Source organism: Saccharicrinis sp. 156 (assembly GCF_050589685.1).
Classification (GTDB): domain Bacteria; phylum Bacteroidota; class Bacteroidia; order Bacteroidales; family Marinilabiliaceae; genus Saccharicrinis.
Genome location: NZ_JBNGOS010000004.1, coordinates 51,411 through 71,586 on the forward strand (window position 1 = coordinate 51,411; position 20,176 = coordinate 71,586).

A 20,176-nucleotide genomic window follows, 5' to 3' on the forward strand; every position below is an offset into this window, starting at 1 on the left:
CTCGTTTGTGGGAGTATTCTTTTAAGAGAACCAAACATTAAGAACATATGGAAACAAGAGATTTATTTAATATTTTAAGTGAGGAAGTAAGGCACAAGGTTGATATCTATTTTGCACCCCAAAAGATCGATAAGTATTTTAAAGATATGGGATATTATACCAATGAGGTAAGTGTAACCAATAAGGAAGGTGACGAAATTGAGTTAAGTGTTTTAAAAATTGTTTCAGGTAAAGTTTCAGGAGGTCAAGATGTTGCTGAAAAGGTGATTCTGGATGCGAGAGATAAAGCCAAAGTGATAGTAAAGAAATATGATATTGAAAATAATCCTAATGAACTCTTTCATTATCTAGGGCCAGGGCATTTTACATTGTGGGGCGAGGAACTGGATAGTTATGAACCCGAACAGAATGACATAGTGCAAAGAGAACGAATAAGGCAAGAAAAAATAATTAAAGGAGATACGGCCTTATTTACCTTTAAAACAGATAAAGCTTTGTTTGTTTCAATTGGGAACGAAGATAACTTTGATAAAAATATGTTAGCCTCATATGGGCCTGTTGATCCGCATGGCATATTGGGGTTGATAGAGCGAAAACTTTCAGAGGATATTATCCTAATTAATCCCTTTTGGATTTGGAATGAGCGATAGTAAATAACGGAAATGCATTTTTAATTGTTGACGCAACCTTGTCAACAAAAGTAAGTCATATTGAAAAAGGGAGATGATGCGGAAACTATTTTTTATATTCATTTGTATTCTATCTTTTATGGCTTGTAGCAAAGATGCTGAAGAGGAGGCTCGCTTGGATTTTTTGAATGCCACTTTAGATGAACAAATTGTTGGCACATGGGTACAGGGGGGCATGTCGAAAGACCTTGACAATGCCATAACCGTTTGGACAGATTCCATACGTTTTAATAGCGATAATACTGGTTCTCAGTCAGTCTATCAATTTAAAGATTTATATAGCCATCTATCGTTTAACTATTACACCGAAAGGGATAGTCTTTTTATTTTTGTTAAAGGCAAACGTCATGCGAGTTGGCACTATGAAATCAGAAATGATAGTTTAATGCTTTCGTTTCAGCAATCTCCGGCGTCCAGTTATTATGGATTAAAAATTTATAAAAGAAAGTAAAACCTCATAAATATCATTGTCTATCGACTGAAACGGTGGTTACTTGAAACCATCAATTAATCGATGACTTATGAGTGAACTTCTAACCTTCGGACTGCTTTCTTTTACTTCGTTTTTTACGTTGATAAACCCCTTGGGCTCCATGCCGGTGTTTATGACCATGACGGCAGACCTGGAACAAGAGCATCGGGTAAGAACAGCAAAGAAAGCTACTTTTATAGCGTTTGCCGTTATATTAACTTTTGCTTTTTCGGGTCAATTGCTGTTCAATTTCTTTGGTATCTCGGTCAATAGTTTCCGTATTGTTGGTGGAGTAATTTTCTTTATTATGGGCATGGACATGCTGCAAGCTCGTTTGGGAAAAGTAAAAATCAAAGATTCAGAAATAAAAACCTATGTAAACGATATCTCCATCACGCCTTTGGCAATCCCCATGATCTGCGGTCCGGGAGCCATTACTAATGCCATCGTTTTAATGGAGGATGCCACTTCTTTTGGCTTAAAAGCGGTGCTGATCCTTACCTTGGTTTTGGTGATGTTATTGACTTACCTGATTTATTATAGTTCCTCCCGTATTATCAAGTTTTTGGGAGAAACAGGAAACAATGTAATGATGCGCCTAATGGGGCTTATTGTGATGGTGATTGCCGTGGAATTCTTCTTTAGTGGTTTAAAACCGATTATCTTGGACATGATGAAGTAGGTTGAAAGTGAATCTGTTTTGATTTTTAGGTAAGAATGTGGAAAATAAAACTATTTTTCATTATTTGTAAATTGATAGAGCCTGAAAGGCCATGGGTAAAAACAAAGGGTTTTATCCCTGCGAGCGTATGATTCGCCATGGTGCGCTGAAAGTACGACCGGTATAATCTTTATACATTAATAAAAACAAAAGCCAGTAATCATATTCGATTACCGGCTTTACTATTCCTTAGTCTGCAGGTTGGTAACGAGGAGCCAACCGTTAACTCAATTTTTCCGAAACAAAAGCTTTGGCCCTTTCGATGGCAGAACCTAATCCGTTAGGGTTTTTACCCCCGGCGGTTGCAAAAAACGGCTGGCCTCCACCACCACCTTGAATTTCTTTGGCACAATCCCGAATAACCTCTACAGCGTTAATTCTACCTGATTGGGCCAGTTCGTCCGAAATGACAACGCTCAACTGTGGTTTACCGTTCACATCGGTACCTAATATGGCGACAAATTCACCCATCTCCTTCTTTATCTGGAAAGCAAGGTCTTTCATCTTGTCGCCTAACCTTGAGTCAATAACGGCGGCAATTAGTTTTACGCCATTTAGCTCTTTGGCACCATCTATCAAATTGCGTTTCTCAATATTGATAAAGTTTTGCTTCATGCTGTCCAAGTCCTTGCTTAACTTATTGTTATCGGTCATAAGCGACTCGATGTTTTTTTGCAGGTTGCCCGATGATTTAAACATATCCTGAATGGCCAACAACAGGTTGTGTTGGGTCATAATCATTTCTTCGGCTTTTACGCCAGTAACCGCCTCGATTCTTCTTATGCCTGAAGCAATGGATGCTTCGCTGATGATTTTAAAGAAGCCGATTTCACCGGTGTGTTTTACATGGGTTCCACCACATAGCTCAATTGAATCACCAAACTTAATGGCACGAACCAGGTCGCCATATTTTTCTCCAAAAAGCATCATGGCACCCAAATCGTGGGCTTTGGCAACAGGTATTTCGCGCATCTCTTCTAACGCAAAATTGGCACGTACGCGTTTGTTGACCAGTTTTTCAACTTTTTCAATTTCTTCGCGGGTTAACTTCTGAAAATGAGAGAAGTCAAAACGTAAGTAGTCGGAATGAACCAATGACCCCTTTTGCTCCACATGTGTACCCAACACCTCTCTTAAGGCCTGGTGTAAAAGGTGGGTTGCAGTATGGTTATTGGCAATATCCTGTCGTTTAGTGCTGTTCACAATAGCCTTAAATTCACCTTTTATTTCTTTTGGGAGTTTTTTGGTGATATGAACAATCAAATTGTTTTCCTTTTTAGTATCGATAATCTCTACTTTTTCAGAGCCGTTATCAATATAACCGGTATCTCCTACCTGACCACCGCTCTCGGCATAAAACGGTGTAATGTTAAACACCAATTGATATAGCGATTTGTTTTTGAGTGTAACCTTGCGGTACTTAACTATGGTTATGTCTGTTTCCAGATAATCGTAACCGATAAACTCTTCCACATCATCCTGTAGCAAGGTGACCCAATCTTCGGTTTCGATAGCGGTAGCAATTCGGGCGCGGTTTTTTTGGGCTTCCATTTCTTTTTCAAACTCCTTGCGGTTAATTACCAAGTCGTTTTCTTTCAGAATCAGCTCTGTTAAATCCAACGGAAATCCGTAAGTATCGTATAACTCAAATGCGACTTTACCATCAACTACTTTATAATTACCGCCTTTTGTTTGTTGTATGATTTTGTCCAACATAGTGATTCCGGTGGCTAACGTCCTTAGGAATGACTCTTCTTCTTCCTTAATTACCTTGGTAATCAATTCCTGTTGGTCTTTTAATTCAGGGTACGCATCCCCCATTGAATTAATCAAAGCAGGGAGCAGCTTATGCATAAAGGATTGGCGTTGTTCCAGAAAAGTATATCCGTAACGAATGGCTCTGCGCAATATACGACGGATCACATAACCCGCTTTGTTGTTCGAAGGTAACTGTCCATCCGTAATAGAAAACGCAATCGTTCTAATATGATCGGCAATGACGCGCATGGCAATGTCCGTTTCTTCGTTCTTGCCGTATGGTGTTTGGGTTATTTCAGCAATCTCATTAATGATCGGTACAAACACATCCGTGTCGTAATTCGACTGTTTTTGTTGTAAAACCCGGCACAGTCGTTCAAAACCCATTCCTGTGTCCACATGTTTGGAGGGCAGTGGTTCCAGGCTGCCATCAGCTTTTCTGTTGAATTGAATAAATACCAGGTTCCAAACCTCAATCACCTCGGGATGGTCTGCATTGACCAGTTGGGCTCCGGGAATCTTTTTGCGTTCTTCCTCTGATCTTAAATCCACATGAATCTCGGAACATGGTCCGCAGGGTCCCATTTCTCCCATCTCCCAAAAGTTGTCTTTGCGGTTTCCGTTGATGATCTTTTCTTCCGGAAGAAATTGTTTCCAATAATTGAAGGCTTCCATATCTTTATCCAGGCCCATATCTTTATCGCCCTCAAATACGGAAGCATATAAAATGCGCTTGTCAATATTAAGAACTTCGGTAAGATATTCCCAAGCCCAGTTAATGGCGTTTTCTTTAAAATAATCGCCAAACGACCAGTTTCCCAACATCTCAAACATGGTGTGATGATAGGTGTCGTGGCCTACCTCTTCCAGATCGTTGTGTTTGCCGGAAACCCGCAAACATTTTTGCGAGTTGGCTACCCTGGGGGCAATTGGTTTGCTGTTTCCAAGAAAAATATCTTTGAACTGGTTCATGCCCGCATTGGTGAACATGAGGGTAGGATCATTTTTAACCACCATGGGTGCCGAAGATACAATCCGGTGTTGTTTCGACTCAAAAAAAGCCCAAAAGCTTTTTCTTATCTCAGAAGCATTCATATTAATTGCAATTATTGTTTTAATTTTGCGAATAAGCACTAAATTTGGAAGTTGCAAAGGTAGATTATTTAGCTAATTTTGCAGCAATTATCATTAAAAATCGACGTTAAGAAATTTAAACTTCAATTCTTCATGCCAAAAGTTAAATTTAGATACAATCCCGAGACCCTGAGTTACGATAAAATAGAAAAAGGGTTTAAGTATTATCTATCCCGTATTTTCTTCGGATTTTTCTTTGGAGCAGTACTTGGCTTAGTGTTCTTTTTTGCCTATTCGTATTTGATTGATAGCCCTAAAGAGCAAAGACTGATTAGGGAGAATGCCCGATTAACAACACAGTTTGAAATAATGAGCAAACGACTGGATGAAACAGTTAAGGTGTTGGACGATATTCAGCGCAGGGACGAAAATATTTATCGTGTGATTTTTCAGGCCGATTCCATTCCTCATTCTATTCGAAAAGCTGGTTTCGGAGGTGTAAACAGGTATGAGCCGTTGGAGGATTTGGACAATGCGGAGTTGGTTATTTCGACGGCTAAAAAGTTGGATGTTATCATGAAGCAAACTTATGTTCAATCTAAGTCGTTCGATGAAATTATTGAAATGGCCAAGAGGAACGAAGAGTTGATTATGTCTACGCCGGCCATTATGCCTATCTCCAATAAGGATTTAAAACGTACCGCTTCCGGATGGGGATATCGAATTCATCCTATTTATAAAACCCGGCGATTTCATTCGGGAATGGACTTTACCGCACCAACCGGAACAGAAATCTATTCAACAGGAGATGGTAAGGTATCAAAGATTACCCGGGAGAAAACAGGATATGGCAATAGAATTGAGATTGATCACGGTTTTGGATTTAAAACCCTGTATGCACATCTGGATAAATTTAACGTTAAAAAAGGTCAGAAAGTTAAACGAGGGGATGTTATTGGTTTTGTTGGTAATACAGGAACGTCAACCGCGCCACATTTGCATTACGAAGTGCATGTGAAAAACAAAAAAGTTAATCCGTCACATTATTATTTTAATGACTTATCGGCCGAGGAATATGAAGAAATGATTGAAATTTCATCTAATTCCAATCAAACGTTTGATTGATGTAATGGTGTGGAGTTAATGGCAATAAAAATAGCTTTGAGATTAAATTCATAGTAAGGGAGGTAAAAAAACACCTTGAATTCTTGATGTAAATTGCCTTTCTTATTTTACTTGCCTTTTAATAAGCTTTTTTAATTAACTTTGATATCCATCAAACGCATTCTTAAAAAATGGTAAACCTAGTAGAAAACAGTGTTCTGTTGGATAGCCATAAATTGGTATATTACCAAACCGGGAAAGGCACACCTATTTTATTTATTCATGGAATTTCCACATATTCATTTATTTGGCGAAAGATTGTACCTTATTTTAAAGATGAATTTAGGGTCATAGTAGTTGATTTGCTGGGATGCGGTAAATCGGATTTAAATACGGATATTTCTTTTGGGATTGCTAATCAAGCCAGGTTTATGTTTATGCTGATGGATAAACTGGGACTGGGTAAGTTTCATTTGGTGGCCCATGATGTGGGCGGTGGTATTGCGCAAGTCATGAGTGCCAATAATCCTTCGGCTTTGTTATCAGTTTCATTGCTGAATACTGTAGCATATGATTTTTGGCCGGTTCAGCCCATCATTTCAATGCGTACCCCCGTGATTCGACAATTGGCCGTGGCAACGTTGGATATGGGCACGTTAAAACTGATGGTTAAGAAGGGCTTGTTTCATAAGGAGGTGCTGGATAGTGAGTTGTTCAATTTGTTCAGATTGCAGTATAAAACGAAACAGGGGAGAAAAGCCTTCATGCATTTTGCCGGTTGTCTGGATAATACTGACCTGTTAATGATTTCAGACACACTTCACCGTTTGAACACCCACTTTATGATTCTAAGGGGTGAGAAAGATGCGTACCTCGGTGCTTCGATTACGGAAAAGCTGGCCAAGAATTTAAAACATTCTGAATGCGTTGTTATTCCAACAGCAGGGCATTATATGCAAGAGGACGAACCAGGTTTAATAGCAAATGCACTACTTGATTTTATTCATCGGCATGAAGAATAGCGGAAAACAGAAAATTTCGTATAACGAATTGCTGGAGCGTGTAAAAGAGCTTGAGCAAGAGAATGAATCCATGGCGGAGAGGGCCGGGGAAGTGTTGCTCTTGAGTATTTTGGGAGATACGATTTCAACCTTGGAAGAAAAACAAGAATTAATGGAGGAGCTGCTGGAAAAGATATCGATTCTGAAATATATTCCTTGGTGCTCCTGTTACGAACTGGTTAATGGCAAGTATAAACTTGTTGAATGTTATGTGGAAGCCCCATATAAAAATCAATGTCCTAAAGAAATTGTTCTTAGCAAGGGTGCATTCGGTGAAATTCAGGAGAAAGGAATTTATTGCGGTTATGTAAATGGCATTATAGAAAATAAATATGAGCTGCCCGTTACCGAAAAAACTGAGCTGCTTATTATTAAGTTTCAGAACAACTGGATTAAAAACGGAATCTTTTTGTTTATGGACGAGAAGAAACGATATTCACTGAAGACAAAAATCTTAGTTGTTCGCCAAGCTATAAACATGGTGCTTGAACGGATAGAAAAGTTATCCTATATCAAACAAATTGAACAACTTAACAAAGGTCTTGAAATTAGGGTGGTGGAAAGGACCAAAGCCTTATCTCAAATAAATAGCAAACTGCTAAACGAGATCGAAGAACGTAAAGCGATAGAGGAGGAATTGCGTTTGGCTAAAAACAAAGCGGAAGATTCAGACAAGCTTAAATCTGTTTTCCTGGCCAATATGAGTCACGAAATTCGTACCCCAATGAATGCTATTGTGGGCTTCAGCGAATTGATGGAAAGTGGAACCTGCGAAGAAAGTGAACTAAAAGAATTCTCCCGTTTGATATATGGTAACAGTTTATCTTTGCTTAACTTGATCAATGATTTGTTGGATTTCTCAAAAATAGAAGCGAATCAGTTGACATTGCATTGCGCTTGTTTTAATATCAACCAAATTCTTGATGATGTTAATTCCTTGGGGATGATGTTACTCAAACAATACAAAAAGAACAACATAAAAATTGAAGTTCGTAAATCTTCTCCCGATAATTCTGCCATAATTTTTACTGACGGGCTCAGGCTTAAACAAATACTAATCAATTTGTTAAGTAATGCGATTAAATTCTCGTTTCAAGGTGTTGTTGTAATTGAATATAAAATGAATCGCCGATCAGTTGATTTTTCCGTAGAAGATAACGGAATTGGAATTGCTGCCGAAAAACAAAGCCTGATTTTTAATCGTTTTAGCAGGGTGTCCGATGATATCACCAAACCCATTGCGGGTAATGGACTGGGGCTTGCCATTTCAAAAACACTGGTTGAAATGTTGGGAGGTAAGATTTCAGTGGAGTCGTCCATAGGGCAAGGTTCAATTTTTAGATTCGATATATTAAGTAAAGCGGTTTGTGGCGAGAACTGTATCGTGTACAAATAGTCTATTGCCCGGTTGTTAAGCCACAGGTTCCCTAATCGTTTTAATGTGTTTGTTACTGATGCCATATGTGTTAAGCCCTGGTCACCACATCACGGCTCAGGCTAAATAGAACGATTTTAAATTAGTGTCGGATGGCTAAAAAAATAATTATTGTAACATCTGTTACAGCAATTGGCAACTTGAATGATTAAATTTAGATAGCTTAATGACTCAATGATACCGATGCTATGCTAAAACGCTTCATTCCGCCTCCTCAATGGCGATTCCCGGTTATGATGGTGATGGCCATTTTTATTGGCTTGGTGCTTTTTACGTTAAAAGTTTCCAATGCGCCATCCTATTTGTCAGATAATCCTGAAACCTGTGTGAATTGTCACATAATGGCGCCGCAGTATGCCACATGGAACCATAGTTCGCATAGAGAGTGGACGAACTGTAATGATTGTCATGTTCCGCATAACAATGTGTTTAACAAGTATTTTTTCAAAGCAAAAGACGGCTTAAGGCATGCTACCGTATTTACCATGCGGGCTGAGCCTGAAGTCATATTTATTAAGGAAGAAGGGGCGGAGGTTGTTCATAAAAATTGTATTCGCTGTCACCATCAACAAATTACCGACCCTAAGTTGGTCGCGATGGTTGAAGGTTATTCGGCTCACACCCAGGACCGAAAATGTTGGGATTGTCATCGCGAAGTGCCCCACGGAAGGGTTAACAGCATTTCGAGTACCCCTAATGCACAAGTGCCGTTACCTGACAGTCCGGTTCCCGATTGGTTAAAAAAATATACTAAAAAAAATAAACCATAAAAATAGTATCCTATGAAACGAACCTTTAGCAATGATTCTTTTAAAAGAAGATCAATGCCGGTGTGTTCCATCGATTACCTTAATAAACTTAAATTTTAATAAGATGAAATTGTTTGATAAACGTCCATGGTTAGCATGGTTAATATTTTTTGCCACGGTAATAGTGGTTTTCTTGTTAGGACTTTTAGCTTCTTCTATTGTCGAGCGCAGGGCTGAAGCTTCGTTTGTTAATGTCCCCAAAGCTAAGCTTTCGGAATTTGAGCCAAGGAACGAAGTTTGGGGGGAGAACTATCCAAGAGAATTTCAGTCGTATTATCAAACTTCGGATACTACTTTTGCCAGCAAATATAACGGGAGTGCCATGATCGATATGCTCGAGGTGGATCCGCGGTTGGTGGTGTTGTGGGCTGGTTACGGTTTTTCAAAAGATTATAATCAGGGTAGGGGACATTACTATGCGGTAACCGATGTGGTGAATACACTAAGAACCGGGGGGCCGGAGGATGAAAAAACGGGACCAATGCCTTCCACCTGTTGGACATGCAAAAGTCCTGATGTTCCCCGATTGATGAACGAGCACGGTGTGGCCGAATTTTATAAGGGGAAATGGGCCCGCTTAGGTGCTGAGGTGGTCAATCCTATCGGATGTGCCGATTGTCATGATCCGGAAACCATGAATTTGCGGATTACCCGTCCGGCATTAATTGAGGCGTTTGAGCGTCAGGGTAAGGATATTACCAAAGCCTCGCACCAGGAGATGCGTTCGCTGGTTTGTGCACAATGTCATGTGGAATATTATTTTAACAAAAAAACAGTGGAAGGTGCAAACTACTTAACCTTTCCCTGGGATAAGGGGATGAACGTTGAGGCCATGGAGGAGTATTATGACGAAATGGCGTTTGCAGATTGGACGCATAAATTAAGTAAGGCACCCATGCTTAAAGCCCAACATCCCGGATATGAGGTGTATTTGACAGGTATTCATGCTGATAGAGGTGTTTCGTGTGCCGATTGTCATATGCCATATAAAAGCGAAGGCGGTCAGAAGTTTACCGATCACAAAATTCAATCACCGCTCAATAATGTGGCTAACTCCTGTCAGGTTTGTCACCGCCAGGAAACTGCTAACTTAATAGCCAATGTGTACGCTAACCAGGATCGGATTATAGAAAACCGAGATAAGTTGGAAGAGTTGGTGGTTCGAGCACATGTTGAAGCGAAAAAAGCATGGGACCTGGGTGCGACAGAAACACAAATGAAAGATATCTTGATGGGAATTCGTCACGCCCAATGGCGCTGGGATTATGCGGCAGCCAGTCATGGTGGATCATTCCATGCGCCAGTTGAAATTGGCAGGGTCATTGGGACCGGAATAGATGTAGCCCAGGAAACACGGGTTAAATTGGCCAGATTATTGGCAGAACTCGGGCATAACAAAGAAGTGCCTTATCCGGATATTTCAACCAAGGCCAAAGCGCAAAAGTTTGTAGGTTTGGATATGGTCCAATTATACCAGGAAAAGAAGAGGTTTAAAGAAAATGTTGTTCCTCAGTGGATTAAGGAAGCACAGGCTCGCGAAAAATCTTGGTAGTATCAATACGTAATATATTTAAGCAATGGTTGTCCTTCTATAATAACTGTTGCTTTTTTAAAACTTCATTAACTGTTTGTGGCACATTACGTACCTTGCAAATCAAACTCTACCGGAATATGATTTGTAAGGTACTGTTTGAAATTAACCCGAAAAATCAACGATCATGAAAAAGTCTAACCCAATTCACATGTTAAAGTTTATCCCTTTAAGCGTGTTACTTTGTTTTATGTTGCCATGTATGATGGATGCTCAGTTCACACTGAGCGGAGAATTTAGACCTCGTACAGAACTTAACCATGGCTACAAGACATTGGCTGTGGAAGATCAGGATGCTTCTTTAATTACCACCCAGCGCACCCGTTTAAACGGTATGTTTAAGAATGAATATGTACTAACCAAGCTGGTGCTGCAGGATGTTCGTCAATGGGGGAGTCAAGCGCAACTGGTTAAAAATGAAGATATGGCTGTGTCAATACACGAAGCGTGGGCTGAGGTATTATTTAATGAGGAGTTTAGTCTTAAAGCAGGACGTCAGGAGGTGATTTATGACGATCATAGAATATTTGGTAGTGTGGGTTGGGCGCAGCAAGCCCGCTCTCACGATATGTTTCTTTTTAAATATAAAGGAGAATGGGATATTCATGCTGGTTTTGCCTTCCATCAAAACGATGAGCTGTATAATAACCATTTTAACGGTGATGATGCCTATAAATCAATGCAGTTTGTCTGGGCTCACGAAGAGTGGGATGCCACAATGCTTAGCTTGTTGTTTTTAAATAACGGTATTGGTGATCCTAAAGACCCTGCGGATAACCAAACGCAGAGTACGAGATATAGTCAAACCTTTGGGGGGAGATTTGTTACAGGGCTTGATGCCGTGACCGTTGCCGCCAATGCTTATTTGCAAACGGGTAAAGATGGTTCTGACAGAGATTTAAGTGCGTACAACGTAATGCTGGAGGTTTCTGGTAAAATATCTGAACAGACAGGAATTACTGGTGGTTTTGAAATTTTATCAGGTACAGGATACGATGAAGACAACGATAAAAATAAGTCCTTCTCGCCGTTTTATGGTACTAACCATAAATTTAATGGTTTTATGGATTATTTTTATGTAGGAAACCATTTAGATAGGGATGAAGGTTTAGTTGATATTTATGCTAAAGTAACGCATAAGGTAGATAAACTTACCTTTGGAGGACATATCCATTATTTTGCAACTGCCGCCAAACAGTCTGCTAATGCAGATAAAGGATTAGGAACGGAAATAGATTTGTCGTTAGAATGGGCATTTAAACCCATGGTGGATTTTAGTTTTGGGTGGTCAACCATGTTTGCATCGGAAAATATGCAGTATTTAAAAGGCGGCGACCATGAAGTTTTCCAGCAATGGGCTTATGTCATGTTAACCGTTAAGCCTACTTTTATTAAGTAATTAATGCACCAACACATATGCCCCTTCTTGTAATTCCTTTTTTTTGCAAGATTGTCACTTTTTTCATTCTACAATTGACTTGATGCTAGTGGTGTGTTTTATCATTTTTAAAGAGGATCGAACCTGTTATCTTGGTGTGTAAATTGAAAAGAAGCACACCATGGATATTAATCAATTTAAGTCTTTGATATTGGCTGGGATTCCCGATACGCTGCCAGCGGAAAAGAACTATGATGACACGATAAATCATGCTCCGGTTCGCAAGGATATTCTTACGGATGAGGAAAAGAAATTAGCGATTAAAAATGCCCTGAGATATTTTCCCAAAAATCACCATAAGACATTAGCTCCTGAATTTTTAAAAGAGTTAAGGGACTATGGTCGGATTTATATGTATCGTTTCCGTCCCGACTATGAGATGAAAGCACGGCATATAGATGAATATCCGCATCAAAGTAAGCAGGCAGCTGCCATTATGTTGATGATATGTAATAATTTGGATTGTACGGTAGCGCAACATCCGCACGAATTGATCACTTACGGAGGGAATGGGGCAGTCTTCCAAAACTGGGCGCAATATCTGTTGACCATGCAATATCTGGCTACCATGACCGATGAACAGACATTGGTGATGTACTCGGGGCATCCCATGGGACTTTATCCGTCACACCCTAACGCACCAAGAGTTGTGGTGACCAACGGGATGGTAATCCCTAATTATTCAAAACCCGATGATTGGGAAAGATTCAATGCGTTAGGGGTGTCCCAGTATGGACAGATGACAGCCGGCTCGTTTATGTATATCGGCCCACAGGGTATTGTTCATGGTACAACAATTACAGTGTTAAACGCTATTCGGAAACTTGCGGCAGGACTGGATTCTGGCACGCCAAGGTTGTTTGTCACTGCAGGGTTGGGAGGTATGAGTGGAGCGCAACCGAAAGCCGCTAATATTGCCAAATGTATAAGCGTTACAGCAGAAGTTAATCCCAAGGCATTGCATACCCGCCATTCGCAAGGTTGGGTCGATGAGGTGGCAGAAAGCCTAACGGAACTGGAAGAAAGGGTGAGGCTGGCCAGGGAAAAGAAAGAAATAGTATCTATTGCATACAAAGGCAATGTGGTAGATGTATGGGAACACTTTGCCAGAAATGGTGTTCGCGTAGATTTAGGTTCGGACCAGACTTCGCTGCATAATCCTTGGGCCGGAGGGTATTATCCGGTTGGGTTGTCCTATGAAGAATCGAATGAGATGATGGCCCATGATCCTGATCTGTTTAAAGAAAAGGTGCGGGAATCATTAAAGAGACACGTTGCCGCCATCAATCGGCTAACTGCCCAGGGAATGTATTTTTTTGATTATGGGAATGCTTTTTTGTTGGAATCAGGTAGGGCAGGAGCCGATATTTTTAAGGCTGATGGCAGATTCAGATATCCATCTTATGTGCAGGATATTATGGGACCTATGTGTTTCGATTATGGTTTTGGCCCTTTCCGGTGGGTTTGTACCAGCAATAATCATAAAGATCTTGAAAAATCGGATAAAATAGCATGTGAAGTACTGGAACAGCTGCGTCAGGAATCGCCGGCCGAAATCCAACAGCAGATGACCGATAATATTCATTGGATAAAAGAAGCAGGTGAGAATAAGTTGGTGGTAGGCTCGCAAGCACGTATTTTATATGCAGATGCTGAAGGAAGGATGCGAATAGCAGAGGCTTTTAATAATGCGATCAAAAATGGAGAGATTTCTGCTCCCATCGTCTTGGGTCGCGATCATCATGATGTTTCGGGAACCGATAGTCCATATCGTGAGACTTCCAATATATATGATGGTTCAGGTTTTACGGCTGATATGGCGGTTCAGAATGTGATTGGGGACAGCTTTAGGGGAGCCACTTGGGTTTCTATCCATAATGGTGGGGGAGTTGGTTGGGGAGAAGTAATCAACGGTGGTTTTGGAATGGTGATTGATGGCAGCACAGAGGCGCACAAAAGATTGAAATCTATGTTGTTTTGGGATGTGAATAACGGTATATCGCGGAGAAGCTGGGCGAGGAACGAAGGTGCCGTATTTACCATCAAACGAGCCATGGCACTACACCCCCAGCTTAAAGTCACCATACCCAATATGGCTGATGATAATCTGATGGATGAAATTTTTGCCGAGTAAATTTAACCTGCCATATGCCTTAGACATCCTGTTACGTAATTCAACGGTTCAAAACAAGGCGTTTCACTGAGTTGCTTCAACTCGCCAGAGCGTTGCTTGACTGGTTTCAGCAACGCCTTGTTTTATGGTATTTAAATGATCATTACGTAGCTTTAATATATAATCCGGGTTCAAATATTAATTTTCCATTAGCATATGATAAGGCCGGGCTATGGATTGGGCTAGTTGATCCAACCCAATGTTGCGACTATACCTGACATACTCTTTTTCCTGAACATAAAGAATCAACGTAGGGGCAGTAAATACACCTGCATGCGCAGCCAACCTTGGTGCATGTTCAATGTTGCAGTACGCTAATTTTACCTTCGGAAAATCGCTTGCAATAAGTTGTTCAACCTTTGGGAGCAATGCCTTGCACACAGTACATTTATCGTGTGAAAAATAACCCAACACAAAATCGTTGGTTGATAATACTTCCTTCAGTCCTTGTGCTGATCTTATATCTATCATTTCTAAGTAATGGCTAGTACTGTTGTGTGCTTAACATTACAAGCGTACACCCATGCACTACTTCAATGTTATTGTCCTCTGCCAGTTTTTCCAAGGCAGGATTTTCTGTGCCTGGATTGAGGATGATTCGTTCCGGCTTAAGTTCTGCAATAATATCAAAGTATGACGGTTGGTTTTTTGGGCCTACATACATCGTTATTGTATGAATATCCTTTTCGGTACCCACCTCAGTAGTGATTTGTACATCATCTATATTGCCTTCTCTTAGCCCCAGGGCGATTACGGGATGGTTATTTTCGTTTAGCTTCTTGATGGCTTTGTTAGAATATCTATCCGGATTTTCGCTGGCTCCAATAACTAAAGTCTTTTTTTTCATGGTTTATTCTGGTTTAATAAAATGAATGAGCAAATGTAATATAATATATAAATATATCCAAATGTATAGATATGTGCGCTGATGTGCGGACTTGCAGTTGTTGTTAAGAAAACTATCAATTTATTATATTGCAAATACCCGTTTCTATTAGTTGTATAACTAATTGTCATGCTGAACGAAGCGAACCTGTGTGTCGGCAGATAGAGCATCTTCGCCCAAATATGACTGAAGCAATCGTTGTGTAGGATATTTGTATTCTAGTTTCTGATCACCCAATATCCGCAAGGGCTTTAAAAGTTAACTAGTTGGGACTTTTGTGGATTAGATGTAGTGCATCATCTTCATGGGTTTTATTCCTTACCGCAAATAGTGATTTACTAACTTAGGGTTAACCCTTACATCTTAAACATTGCAGAATGTGCATATATAAGGCTAGTGGATTTACGGTCCTAGCATGAGTCCGACTTATTTTTATCCTGAATATGTTTATTGGTTAGAACATAGATAATTAATCCAGCGAGTTCAAAAGCTCCGGCAATAATAAAGTGTGCATTGGATATGCGGTTTTGTGTGGTATAGGACAAAAGCAAGGCTACACCTGATATAATAAACAACAAACCTATATTTTTCAAGAAGCAATTCATCGTTAAATAATAATGTAAGATACTACCAATCCGACGACCAGTTTTCGGGATCTAACTCCACTTCGTTAAACACAAATTTAAAATCTTTTTCCAGTTTGTGAAGTATGGGTTCGTAAATCTCTTTATAAAAGGGTCGAATGATACCTTTACGCGCTATTTTATTTTGTGCGAGCAATTCTGTGGCAAGCGCAGCAGGATATGATACGGAACTGGCAATGGCTGTGTTCTCATGGTCTACCCCAAGCATTTTAAATGTTCCGTTTACTAATTTTCTGGAACCGTTTGGTAATTTGTACAATATTTGATGGTTAAGCACTACCAAATCCCTGTCCGAAGGTAACATTTTCATTTTGCTGACCATTTTATTGGTGAGTACGGTAATTGGATTGCGTGCGGACGGACTGAAATGCGATGAAGAGAAAAGCCCTACCCATTCCATGGACATGATGGCGTTTGAATGCGTTTCGATCTTTAATTTCCTCGCGAAATCATCCCTCAAGGTCTCCATGTTTTCTATTTCGTTTAAATAAGATGTTAATTCGGCATAGGTGGTTATATTTTCGGGGAAAGCCTCTTCCGACAGATAGCCGCTATCGATCAGTGCACCTATAACTTCGCACCAGCCTTTATACCTTAAGGTTCCTCTAAAAAATGTTTCAACTTCAGGGATGCGGTACAAGCTAATGTATTTGAGTGCGTTTCTGTTGGCATAGGCTTCCAGTTCTCCTACGTTATCAACCACAAGATGAAAGGTGTTTTTCATCAACTCAGAGGGTGCATGTTCAATCACCATACTGTCTTTAAGATATGTGGCATGGGACGAACTCGCTTTCATTACCCCCAGTGGACTCCATGAAAACTTGTATCTGAAAGGATTATCCAAAGATTCGGGAGATGGGAGAGCCCCACACACCGAAATAAATTTCTCAACTTTACCACCTTGATCTTTAATAGAGTCTATCATTTTTGAAGCCCACATATGGTCTATGCCTGGGTCGAGACCCATTTCGTTTAAGATGGTGATGTTGCTCTTGCACGCATCGGAGTGCAATTCGTCCATGCCGGGTTGTTGGTAGGAGGTGGTCACCAAACTCTTTTTGTTGCGGACACAGGCCTCACATACAAAAATGTGTAATTGGTAAGGCAATAAACTTACCACAACCTTATGTTTCATTACTAAAGAGTTTAACATATCGAGATTGTCGGAATGCCATTCGACTGCTGTTCCCAAAGGATTATTTTCAATAATCAACTCAGCCTGGTAAAGGAATTCTGAGGCCACAGTCACCATGAATTTCTTGCGTAACAGGTATTTAACAAGAGGTGCGGCCACTTTTCCGGCGCCCAATATTAGTATTTGATTTGTGTTGTTCATATCTACCATAATATACAATGCATTCTTTATAAAATCAATATTTATTCGCCCATGCTTAAACTTTATCTTTACCGATTTTTAGTTTTATATTTGCGCAATAAAATTCAAGTCCGGTGAATACATGAACATATTAGTGTAGGCGGCACCAAGTGTTCTTGAGCAATGATGAACGGAGCAATGATTTGGGTTATAAACAGATAAATAATATTCGGTGGCTAAGAAAGAAGTAAAAAAGGCGGTACAAACTCCGTTGATGAAGCAATATTACTCCATAAAAGATAAACATCCAGATGCAATTTTACTTTTTAGGGTTGGTGATTTTTATGAGACATTTTCGGATGATGCGATAAGGACCGCAGAAATATTAGGGATCACTCTAACCCGAAGGGCAAATGGAGCTGCTTCGTATGTTGAGCTGGCCGGGTTCCCGCATCACGCCCTGGATACATATCTTCCTAAGTTAGTACGCGCCGGACAAAGAGTGGCGGTATGCGATCAGTTGGAAGATCCCAAAATGACCAAGACCATTGTAAAACGTGGTGTAACAGAGTTGGTAACGCCGGGTGTTGCTATTAGTGATAACGTATTGGAACACAGAGAGAATAATTTTTTGGCTTCGGTACATTTGGAAAAAAATGTGGCTGGGGTGGCATTCCTGGATATCTCAACCGGAGAATTCCTGACTGCGGAAGGTCGTTTTGAATATATCGACAAACTGTTAAATGGATTTAAGCCAAAGGAGGTTCTTTTTGAAAAAAGTAAAAGAGGACAGTTTATTGAAAATTTTGGCGACAAATTTTACACTTATGGCCTGGAGGATTGGGTATTTACCGAGGATTCTTCACACGATAGATTATTAAAACACTTTGAAACCAAATCGTTAAAGGGATACGGTGTTCACAACTTAAAATATGGCATCGTTGCCGCAGGTGCCGTGATGCACTATCTGGATTTAACGCAACATCATAAGGTACAGCACATAACAGGCTTGTCGAGGATTGAAGAGGATAAATATGTTTGGCTGGACAAATTTACCATCCGTAACCTCGAGCTTTTTGGAACAGTAAACGAAGGAGGAAACGCTTTGGTTTCGGTGATCGACAGAACAGTTTCGCCTATGGGTAGCCGCATGTTGAAACGATGGGTGGCGCTGCCCCTTAAAGAAGTAAAGCTGATTGAAGATCGCCTGTCGGCAGTGGAATATTTTTTTAAAGCACCGGATTTTAAGGAACAACTGGAAGATTACCTTCGCCCTGTTGGGGATTTGGAACGGTTGGTTTCAAAGGTGGCAGTGGGAAGAATTTCCCCGAGGGAAGTAGTACAGGTAAAAACGGCCTTAAGGGCTATTGAGCCCATAAAAAAAGGATGTGAGGATAGCGATAACGAAACGTTGAAAGGTATTGGTGAACAGTTAAATCCATGTATTACCATTCGGGATAGGATAGAAAACGAAATTGCTGCGGACCCACCTGCACAAATCAATAAGGGTAACGTGATAAGGGAGGGTGTTTCAGAGGAGCTGGACGAACTGCGCAAAATAGCTTTTTCCGGGAAAGATTACTTAAACAACCTGGTGCAACGTGAAGTTGAGCGAACAGGTATACCATCCCTTAAAATTAACTTCAACAACGTTTTTGGATATTATATCGAGGTTAGAAACACTCACAAAGATAAAGTTCCGGGGGAATGGATCAGAAAACAGACCTTGGTGAATGCCGAACGATATATCACGGAAGAGTTAAAAGAATATGAAGCCAAGATTCTTGGAGCCGAAGAAAAGATTCTTACACTGGAAACCCAGTTGTTCAGTGATCTGGTAATAAGCCTGGGTGAATATCTGGCAGCTGTTCAGCTGGATGCGAGCTTGTTGGCCAAAATAGACTGCTTACTGTCGTTTTCAACCATAGCGGCTCAAAATAAATATGTACGCCCTATCATTGAGGACAGTGAAGTGATAGATATCAAATCGGGCCGTCACCCGGTCATTGAAAAACAACTGCCGGCGGGGGAGCAATATATTCCCAACGATGTTTATTTGGATAACGAGAAGCAACAGGTAATCATTATAACAGGACCCAACATGGCCGGGAAATCGGCCTTGCTTCGCCAAACCGCATTGATTGTGTTGATGGGGCAAATAGGTTGTTTTGTACCGGCAGAATCGGCTAAAATCGGTGTGGTGGACAAGATCTTTACCCGTGTTGGTGCTTCGGATAATATCTCGGCCGGGGAATCAACCTTTATGGTGGAGATGAACGAAGCGGCAAGTATTCTGAATAATATTTCACCGCGAAGTCTGATACTCTTTGATGAGCTCGGCAGAGGAACCAGTACCTACGATGGTATTTCCATTGCTTGGAGCATCGTTGAATATATCCATGAAAATAAACGCGCCAAAGCCAAAACGCTGTTTGCCACCCACTATCACGAATTAAACGAGATGGAAGGTTCGTTCGATCGTTGCAAAAATTATAATGTTTCCGTAAAAGAGGTGGACAACAAGGTGATTTTCCTGCGTAAGTTGGTGCGTGGAGGAAGTGAACACAGTTTTGGTATTCATGTGGCACGTATGGCAGGTATGCCCAAAAGTGTGGTAAGCCGTGCCAATGAAATTTTGGAAGAACTGGAAGGGACAAAACGAAAAGGAAACCTTTCCAAACCTGTCACGGATTTGGGTCAGCATCGGGAGGGGTATCAGATGAGCTTTTTCCAGCTTGACGATCCCGTACTCAAACAAATCCGTGACGAGATTGCGAATACGGATATTAACAATCTTACACCGATGGAAGCTTTGAATAAGTTGAATGAAATAAAAAAGTTTACAGGTATCAAATAATCCATAACTCTGATGGATAGATCTAGCTATAACCAGATATCCTATGATATTTTTGTCTGATTATCAATGGGCTAAAAAGAGGGTCGAAAAAAAGTTTGTTCAAAATAAAAAAAAAGTTTGTGGGTAATCGAAAATGCTCTATATTTGCA

The 20,176-nt window shown here is 40.4% G+C and carries 15 protein-coding genes; 11 read left to right on the forward strand and 4 right to left on the reverse strand.

Annotation, left to right across the window (positions count from 1 at the left end):
• Nucleotides 1-47 precede the first annotated feature (47 nt).
• The 3 genes from ACRD64_RS02995 (at nt 48) to ACRD64_RS03005 (ending at nt 1,843) form a co-directional block, all read left to right on the forward strand.
• On the forward strand, nt 48-650 hold the full coding sequence (locus tag ACRD64_RS02995) for a hypothetical protein (protein ID WP_430931680.1): 603 nt from the start codon (nt 48-50) through the stop codon (nt 648-650).
• 118 nt (nt 651-768) lie between these two features.
• On the forward strand, nt 769-1,140 hold the full coding sequence (locus tag ACRD64_RS03000) for a hypothetical protein (protein WP_430931681.1): 372 nt from the start codon (nt 769-771) through the stop codon (nt 1,138-1,140).
• Nucleotides 1,141-1,210: 70 nt separating this feature from the next.
• Nucleotides 1,211-1,843, forward strand: a complete 633-nt coding sequence (locus ACRD64_RS03005) for a MarC family protein (RefSeq protein ID WP_430931682.1) — start codon at nt 1,211-1,213, stop codon at nt 1,841-1,843.
• Between the two features lie 261 nt (nt 1,844-2,104).
• Here the strand turns inward: ACRD64_RS03005 and alaS are convergent, their stop codons facing one another.
• Complete coding sequence (alaS, locus tag ACRD64_RS03010; protein WP_430931683.1) at nt 2,105-4,735, reverse strand: alanine--tRNA ligase; 2,631 nt, start codon at nt 4,733-4,735, stop codon at nt 2,105-2,107.
• 132 nt (nt 4,736-4,867) lie between these two features.
• On the opposite strand from alaS, the gene ACRD64_RS03015 reads away from it, so the two are divergent.
• The 7 genes from ACRD64_RS03015 (at nt 4,868) to ACRD64_RS03045 (ending at nt 14,286) form a co-directional block, all read left to right on the forward strand.
• Nucleotides 4,868-5,839, forward strand: a complete 972-nt coding sequence (locus ACRD64_RS03015) for a M23 family metallopeptidase (RefSeq protein ID WP_430931684.1) — start codon at nt 4,868-4,870, stop codon at nt 5,837-5,839.
• A 170-nt stretch (nt 5,840-6,009) separates the two neighbouring features.
• Nucleotides 6,010-6,840, forward strand: a complete 831-nt coding sequence (locus ACRD64_RS03020; protein ID WP_430931685.1) for an alpha/beta fold hydrolase — start codon at nt 6,010-6,012, stop codon at nt 6,838-6,840.
• On the forward strand, nt 6,830-8,275 hold the full coding sequence (locus ACRD64_RS03025; RefSeq protein ID WP_430931686.1) for a sensor histidine kinase: 1,446 nt from the start codon (nt 6,830-6,832) through the stop codon (nt 8,273-8,275). Before ACRD64_RS03020 ends, ACRD64_RS03025 begins: the two co-directional genes overlap by 11 nt.
• A gap of 227 nt (nt 8,276-8,502) precedes the next feature.
• Nucleotides 8,503-9,084 carry a cytochrome c nitrite reductase small subunit gene (gene nrfH, locus ACRD64_RS03030; protein WP_430931687.1) on the forward strand — a complete coding sequence of 194 codons (582 nt, stop codon included), beginning with the start codon at nt 8,503-8,505 and terminating at the stop codon, nt 9,082-9,084.
• A gap of 103 nt (nt 9,085-9,187) precedes the next feature.
• Nucleotides 9,188-10,675: an ammonia-forming cytochrome c nitrite reductase gene (gene nrfA, locus ACRD64_RS03035; RefSeq protein WP_430931688.1), complete on the forward strand. Its 1,488-nt coding sequence runs from the start codon at nt 9,188-9,190 to the stop codon at nt 10,673-10,675.
• A 166-nt stretch (nt 10,676-10,841) separates the two neighbouring features.
• Nucleotides 10,842-12,113 (forward strand): hypothetical protein, encoded by a 1,272-nt coding sequence (locus tag ACRD64_RS03040; protein WP_430931689.1) that lies wholly within the window; start codon nt 10,842-10,844, stop codon nt 12,111-12,113.
• 160 nt (nt 12,114-12,273) lie between these two features.
• The gene (locus ACRD64_RS03045; RefSeq protein WP_430931690.1) at nt 12,274-14,286 is read left to right on the forward strand and encodes a urocanate hydratase; all 2,013 of its coding nucleotides are present in this window, start codon (nt 12,274-12,276) and stop codon (nt 14,284-14,286) included.
• 177 nt (nt 14,287-14,463) lie between these two features.
• Here ACRD64_RS03045 and ACRD64_RS03050 read toward each other — a convergent pair whose 3' ends face one another.
• From ACRD64_RS03050 to ACRD64_RS03060, 3 genes are all read right to left on the reverse strand, one after another.
• Complete coding sequence (locus tag ACRD64_RS03050) at nt 14,464-14,796, reverse strand: thioredoxin family protein (RefSeq protein ID WP_430931691.1); 333 nt, start codon at nt 14,794-14,796, stop codon at nt 14,464-14,466.
• A gap of 13 nt (nt 14,797-14,809) precedes the next feature.
• Complete coding sequence (locus ACRD64_RS03055; protein WP_430931692.1) at nt 14,810-15,172, reverse strand: CoA-binding protein; 363 nt, start codon at nt 15,170-15,172, stop codon at nt 14,810-14,812.
• 666 nt (nt 15,173-15,838) lie between these two features.
• The gene (locus ACRD64_RS03060; RefSeq protein WP_430931693.1) at nt 15,839-17,191 is read right to left on the reverse strand and encodes a saccharopine dehydrogenase C-terminal domain-containing protein; all 1,353 of its coding nucleotides are present in this window, start codon (nt 17,189-17,191) and stop codon (nt 15,839-15,841) included.
• 211 nt (nt 17,192-17,402) lie between these two features.
• Between ACRD64_RS03060 and mutS the strand changes: the two genes are divergently transcribed.
• On the forward strand, nt 17,403-20,027 hold the full coding sequence (gene mutS / locus ACRD64_RS03065; protein ID WP_430931694.1) for a DNA mismatch repair protein MutS: 2,625 nt from the start codon (nt 17,403-17,405) through the stop codon (nt 20,025-20,027).
• Nucleotides 20,028-20,176: the final 149 nt, after the last annotated feature.